Here is a 5,412-nt window from a genome sequence, read left to right as displayed (position 1 = left end):
CTCGATGATCCTGCGCAACTTCAAGCCGGCCTACGAAAGCACGGTCACCTCGCAGCTCTGGCGCGACGGCGCGGTCATGCTGGGCAAGCTCAACATGGACGAGTTCGCCATGGGCTCGTCCAACGAGACCTCGGCCTGGGGCCCGGTGGCCAACCCGTGGCGGGTCGAAGGCTCCAACGCCAACCTGACGCCCGGCGGCTCGTCGGGCGGCTCGGCCGCGGCGGTCGCCGCCGACCTCTGCCTCGGCGCCACGGCCACCGACACCGGCGGCTCGATCCGCCAGCCGGCCGCTTTCACCGGCACGGTCGGGATCAAGCCGACCTACGGCCGCTGCTCGCGCTGGGGGATCGTCGCCTTCGCCTCGTCGCTGGACCAGGCCGGGCCGATGGCGCGCTCGGTCGAGGACGCCGCGATCCTCCTGAAGTCGATGTCGGGCCACGACCCGAAGGACTCCACCAGCCTGCCGGTCGAGGTCCCGGACTTCCCGTCGTTCGTCGGCAAGTCCGTGAAGGGCCTGCGCGTGGGCATTCCGAAGGAATACCGCGTCGACGGCATGCCGGCCGAGATCGAGAAGCTGTGGGAGCAGGGTATCGCCTGGCTGAAGGAGGCCGGCTGCGAGATCGTGGAGGTGTCCCTGCCGCACACCAGGTATGCGCTTCCGGCCTACTACATCATCGCGCCCGCGGAGGCCTCGTCGAACCTCGCCCGCTACGACGGGATGCGCTACGGCCTGCGCGTCGACGGCGCCAACCTGACCGACACCTACGAGAAGACCCGCGCCGAGGGCTTCGGCGCCGAGGTGAAGCGCCGGATCCTGATCGGCACCTATGTGCTCTCGGCCGGCTACTACGACGCCTACTACCTGAAGGCGCTCAAGGTGCGCGCGCGCATCGCCGAGGACTTCGACCGGGCCTGGGAGAAGGTCGACGCCCTGCTGACGCCGACCGCGCCGTCGGCGGCCTTCGCGCTGGGCGAGAAGTCGGACGATCCGGTGGCGATGTACCTGAACGACATCTTCACGGTGACGGTGAACCTGGCGGGCCTGCCCGGCATGAGCATTCCCGCGGGCCTCGACGCCAACGGCCTGCCGCTGGGCCTCCAGCTCATCGGCCGGAACCTGGACGAGGGCACGCTCTTCTCCCTGGGCGGCGCCATCGAGAAGGCCGCCGGCTTTACGGCCAAGCCGAAGAAGTGGTGGTGAAACAAAAACGCCCGCCGTCGCCGGCGGGCGTTTCTGCATTCAGGCCTTGCGGTCTTACTTGGCGACTTCGTCGAACTTGGCCTGAAGCTCCTTGAGCTTGGCGTCGTCGATCGCGCCCTGGCTCATGGGCGCCACTTGCGACAGCGTCATGGTGGCGATCTGGTCGTAGAACTGCGTGATCTGCGGCAGGGCCGCTTCCAGCGCCGCCTTGGCCTTCTCGTTCTTGATGATGTCGCCGATCGGCGTGGTCTCGACGCTGATCTTGCCGCTGGCGGCGGCTTCGGCGTGATCCTTGTGGTCCTGCGCCAGGGCAGGCGCAGCGATCGCGGCCACGGCGAGAGCCGCAGCGAAAGCGATGGTCTTCATTTGGAGGTTCCTCATCCCCGGGTCTGAGCGCCGTTAAGACGCGGCGCCAGTGAGGCCATTTCGGGGCGGTCACGCAAGTGACTTCTGAGCAAGCTTCCGATTTGTCGCGGCCTTGGGTAGTACGCGCCTCATGACTGACGCGAACCCCCCGCCCGCCGGCGAGGCGAAGAAAGTGATCCAGGGCCGGACCGGCCCCTGGGAGATGGTTCTGGGCCTGGAGATCCACGCCCAGGTGGCCTCGAACGCGAAGCTGTTCTCCGGCGCCGCCGTGGGCTTCGGCGCGGGCCCGAACCAGCAGGTGAGCCTCGTCGACGCGGCCATGCCCGGCATGCTGCCGGTGATCAACCGCCACTGCGTGGAGCAGGCGGTGAAGACCGGCCTGGGACTCAAGGCGCAGATCAACGCGTGGTCGCGCTTCGACCGGAAGAACTACTTCTATCCTGACCTGCCGCAGGGCTATCAGATCAGCCAGTTCAAGGATCCGATCGTGGGGGAGGGCGAAGTCCTCGTCGAGCGCGACGACGGATCGGCCTTCACCGTGCGCGTCGAGCGCCTGCACCTGGAGCAGGACGCCGGCAAGAGCGTGCATGACCAGGACCCGAACGCCACCTTCATCGACCTGAACCGCGCCGGCACGGCCCTGATGGAGATCGTCTCGCGGCCAGACATGCGCACGTCTGACGAGGCGGTTGCCTACGTGAAGAAGCTCCGGACGATCCTGATCTATCTCGGCTCGTGCGACGGCGACATGGAGAAGGGCAACCTGCGCGCCGACGTGAACGTCTCGGTCTGCCGTCCCGGCGACTACGAGAGGTTCCGCGAGACCGGCTCGTTCGAGCATCTCGGCACGCGCTGCGAGATCAAGAACGTCAACTCGTTCCGCTTCATGCAGCAGGCCATCGAGTACGAGGCGCGCCGCCAGATCGACATCCTCGAGGACGGCGGCAAGGTCGACCAGGAGACGCGCCTGTTCGACCCGGTCAAGGGCGAGACCCGCTCGATGCGCTCGAAGGAAGAGGCGCACGACTACCGCTACTTCCCCGACCCGGACCTGCTGCCGCTGGAGCTGGATCCCGCCTGGATCAAGCGCATCGAGGCCGCGCTGCCTGAACTGCCCGACGCCAAGAAGGCGCGCTTCCAGTCGCAGTACGGCCTCTCGGCCTACGACGCCGGCGTGCTGATCGGCGAGCAGGCGAGGGCCGACTACTACGAGGCCGCCGCCAAGGGGCGCGACGCCAAGCTGACCGCCAACTGGGTGACGAACGACCTCGCCGCCCGGCTGACGGCCGACGGCGTCGAGATCGAGGATTCGCCGATCGGACCCGAGACCATCGCCGAACTGGTCCAGTTGATCGAGGACGGGACCATCTCGTCGAAGATCGCCAAGGACGTGTTCGAGCGCATGTGGGCCGGCGAGGGCGCCCCCGGCGAGATCGTCGAGAAGCAGGGTCTGAAGCAGGTCAGCGACACCGGCGCGCTGGAGAAGATCATCGACGACCTGATCGCCGCCAATCCCGGCCAGGCCGCCGCGGTGAAGGACAAGCCCCAGGCCATCGGCTGGTTCGTGGGCCAGGTGATGAAGGCGACCCAGGGCAAGGCGAACCCCGGCGTGATCAACGGCCTGCTGAAGGCGAAGCTGGGGCTCTGACGCCCCGCTCCCGCGGGGGCACGGTCAGTCCGGGATCACGTCGAAGACCTGGCCGGTGCCCTCGGACACGAGGGCGAAGCCGGCGCCCACCCGCACCCAGGCGTAGCCGTGCGGCGGCGGGCGCAGGCGGTAGCGCCGGTAGTCCTCGACCACGCCGCCCCTGAACCGGTCGGGCAGATAGCCGCCGCGGCGCGCGCCGGGCGCGAACGACTGCGGCGGCGGACGCTCCTCGTAGCGGCGGCGGCCGTCGTCGCGTGGCGGCGGGGCGGGCTGGCGGCGATCGTCGGCCTGCCAGCGCCGGCGCTGGTCGCCGCGCTCCTCGTCGCGGGCGCGCTCTTCGCGGCGCTCGGGGGCGCGGCCCTCCGCACGCCGGCCTTCCCCGCGGCCCGGCTGGCCGCGCGGCTCGGACCGCTGGCCGCGGTCGTCGCCGCGGCCGTGGCCGCGACCTTGCGCGAAGGCGAGGTCGGCGCTCATCGGTCCGGCCACGCACGCGACCGCCGCGATCATGAGGAACAGGCGCTTCATACCGGCCGCATCATGCCCGGAAGGGTCTGAACTGTCGCTGAACGTCTTGCCGCCCGCGGAGATGCCGCCCGGCGCGGTCCGAGGTCGAAGGTGCGACGTATTGGCCGCGCTCCGATTCTGTCGAATGCACAACAGCGCTCTTAACCATGTGTTCAACTGAACCTTGGTTTCCTTCGCCCATAGGCTGGCGACAGGCCCGAAAAAGTCGGGTCGGCCGGCGCTGGATGGGAATGAAGACCATGCTGGCGAGCATCGACACGAAGTGTGATGGCCTGCCGCTGCCGACTCCGGAGGCGACGGGCGACGAGCTGTTCCGCATGGGGCTGCTCTATTCGACGGGGCAGGGCGGCGCGCCGCTCGACTACGTCTCGGCCCACATGCTGTTCAACCTGGCGGCCATGCGCGGCTCGGTGGAGGCCAAGGTCTACCGCAAGGAACTGTCCGAAGAGATGGCGTCCGAAGACGTGGCCGAGGCCCAGCGCCAGGCCCGCCAGTGGCTGGCCCAGGGCTGACGCTGCCGAGCTTCGCCGTGAATAGCGTGCGCATGGACTGCTGCTGAGCTTGCGGACGACACGGGCGTTGCTTTGCCCCGGCGGTTGAAGTCGCGGCCCGTCGCCGCGACCCCGGAACTAATTGTGTCCACTTCTTGTTGAGCGCCACAGGGACCCCCTGTGGAGGCTTTGACACGTGAAAACCCTCGCTCTCGCGGCCGCGACGTCCGCTGCCGCCTTGCTCGCCACTTCCGCGCAAGCGGCCGTCTTCATCTCCTTCGACGGTGTGACCACCGCTTACTCGCAAGCCGGCGACGGCGAGTTCTCCTTCGACGCCGTCTGCGGCGGCGGCGGGACCTGCGGCGGCTTCGAGACCGTCTCGATCGTCGGCACCGCGCCCCCGGACCTGCCCGGCCTCCTGCACAGCGACAGCGTCACCGTGAACGCGATCGACACGGGCGCCGCGGCGATCACGATCTGGGTGACGCGCACCGACCTCACGGACCTCGGCGACAGCTTCTTCTCGTCGTTCACCAGCAACAACCTGGGCGGTCCCGTGCAGGTCCACATGGACACGCTGATCTCGTCGTCCAACCAGTTGTTCGGCGGCGCGACGCTCGCGTCGTTCGATCACAACGCCATCGGCAGCGCGTCGAGCAACGTCGACACGCCCTTCGCCACCGGCGCCGGGACCTATTCGGTGACGCAGAAGTACATCATCACCGTGAGCAGCTCGGCGACGCAGCGGAGCGCCTCGCCGACCATCACGCTCTCCACCGGGGCGGCCGTCGTGCCCGAGCCCGGGACCTGGGCGCTGATGATCATGGGCTTCGGCGGCGCGGGCGCGATGCTGCGCGGCCGCCGCCGGCGGATGGCCGCCGCCTGACGCATTCGACGGTTCGCCCGAACCGTCCGCGCGGCCACGCAGGCCGCCGGTCGCGACGCCCCGGTCTTCCGCCGGGGCGTCTGCGCGTGCGGACGCCCTCGCACGCGTGCGCCGATCGACCCGGCCGCTGCGAGGCGTCTAGGCAGACGCCGCATCGTCCGCTAAGAACCGCCCTCCGCGGACGCCCAGGCGTCCGCGCGCTGGTGACGTGGCCGAGTGGCTGAAGGCAACGGTTTGCTAAATCGTCATACGTGAAAGCGTATCGAGGGTTCGAATCCCTCCGTCACCGCCACCC

General features: G+C 69.1%; 6 protein-coding genes and 1 tRNA gene. 5 read left to right on the top strand and 2 right to left on the bottom strand.

Annotation, left to right across the window (positions count from 1 at the left end):
* The coding region (gene gatA, locus JNL41_RS19490; RefSeq protein ID WP_293477838.1) for an Asp-tRNA(Asn)/Glu-tRNA(Gln) amidotransferase subunit GatA at window positions 1-1,201 on the top strand (1,201 nt) is incomplete at its 5' end.
* A gap of 54 nt (window positions 1,202-1,255) precedes the next feature.
* Here the strand turns inward: gatA and JNL41_RS19485 are convergent.
* Window positions 1,256-1,567: a hypothetical protein gene (locus JNL41_RS19485; protein ID WP_293477837.1), complete on the bottom strand. Its 312-nt coding sequence runs from the start codon at window positions 1,565-1,567 to the stop codon at window positions 1,256-1,258.
* Between the two features lie 130 nt (window positions 1,568-1,697).
* On the opposite strand from JNL41_RS19485, the gene gatB reads away from it, so the two are divergent.
* Window positions 1,698-3,215, top strand: coding sequence for an Asp-tRNA(Asn)/Glu-tRNA(Gln) amidotransferase subunit GatB (gene gatB / locus JNL41_RS19480; RefSeq protein ID WP_293477836.1), 1,518 nt, complete (start codon window positions 1,698-1,700; stop codon window positions 3,213-3,215).
* 24 nt (window positions 3,216-3,239) lie between these two features.
* On the opposite strand, the gene JNL41_RS19475 is transcribed toward gatB, so the two are convergent.
* On the bottom strand, window positions 3,240-3,740 hold the full coding sequence (locus JNL41_RS19475) for an RcnB family protein (protein WP_293477835.1): 501 nt from the start codon (window positions 3,738-3,740) through the stop codon (window positions 3,240-3,242).
* Window positions 3,741-3,979: 239 nt separating this feature from the next.
* On the opposite strand from JNL41_RS19475, the gene JNL41_RS19470 reads away from it, so the two are divergent.
* The 3 genes from JNL41_RS19470 to JNL41_RS19460 all read left to right on the top strand — a co-directional run bounded on the left by JNL41_RS19470 (window position 3,980) and on the right by JNL41_RS19460 (window position 5,409).
* Window positions 3,980-4,252, top strand: a complete 273-nt coding sequence (locus tag JNL41_RS19470) for a sel1 repeat family protein (protein WP_293477834.1) — start codon at window positions 3,980-3,982, stop codon at window positions 4,250-4,252.
* Window positions 4,253-4,427: 175 nt separating this feature from the next.
* On the top strand, window positions 4,428-5,117 hold the full coding sequence (locus JNL41_RS19465) for a PEPxxWA-CTERM sorting domain-containing protein (protein ID WP_293477833.1): 690 nt from the start codon (window positions 4,428-4,430) through the stop codon (window positions 5,115-5,117).
* Window positions 5,118-5,319: 202 nt separating this feature from the next.
* Window positions 5,320-5,409, top strand: a tRNA-Ser gene (locus tag JNL41_RS19460).
* The last annotated feature ends 3 nt before the right edge of the window (window positions 5,410-5,412 follow it).

Origin of the sequence: Phenylobacterium sp. (assembly GCF_016793285.1) — a bacterium.
Lineage (GTDB): Bacteria > Pseudomonadota > Alphaproteobacteria > Caulobacterales > Caulobacteraceae > Phenylobacterium.
The sequence above is the reverse complement of the archived record's forward strand: the minus strand, read 5'-3'. Positions and strand labels throughout refer to the sequence as shown.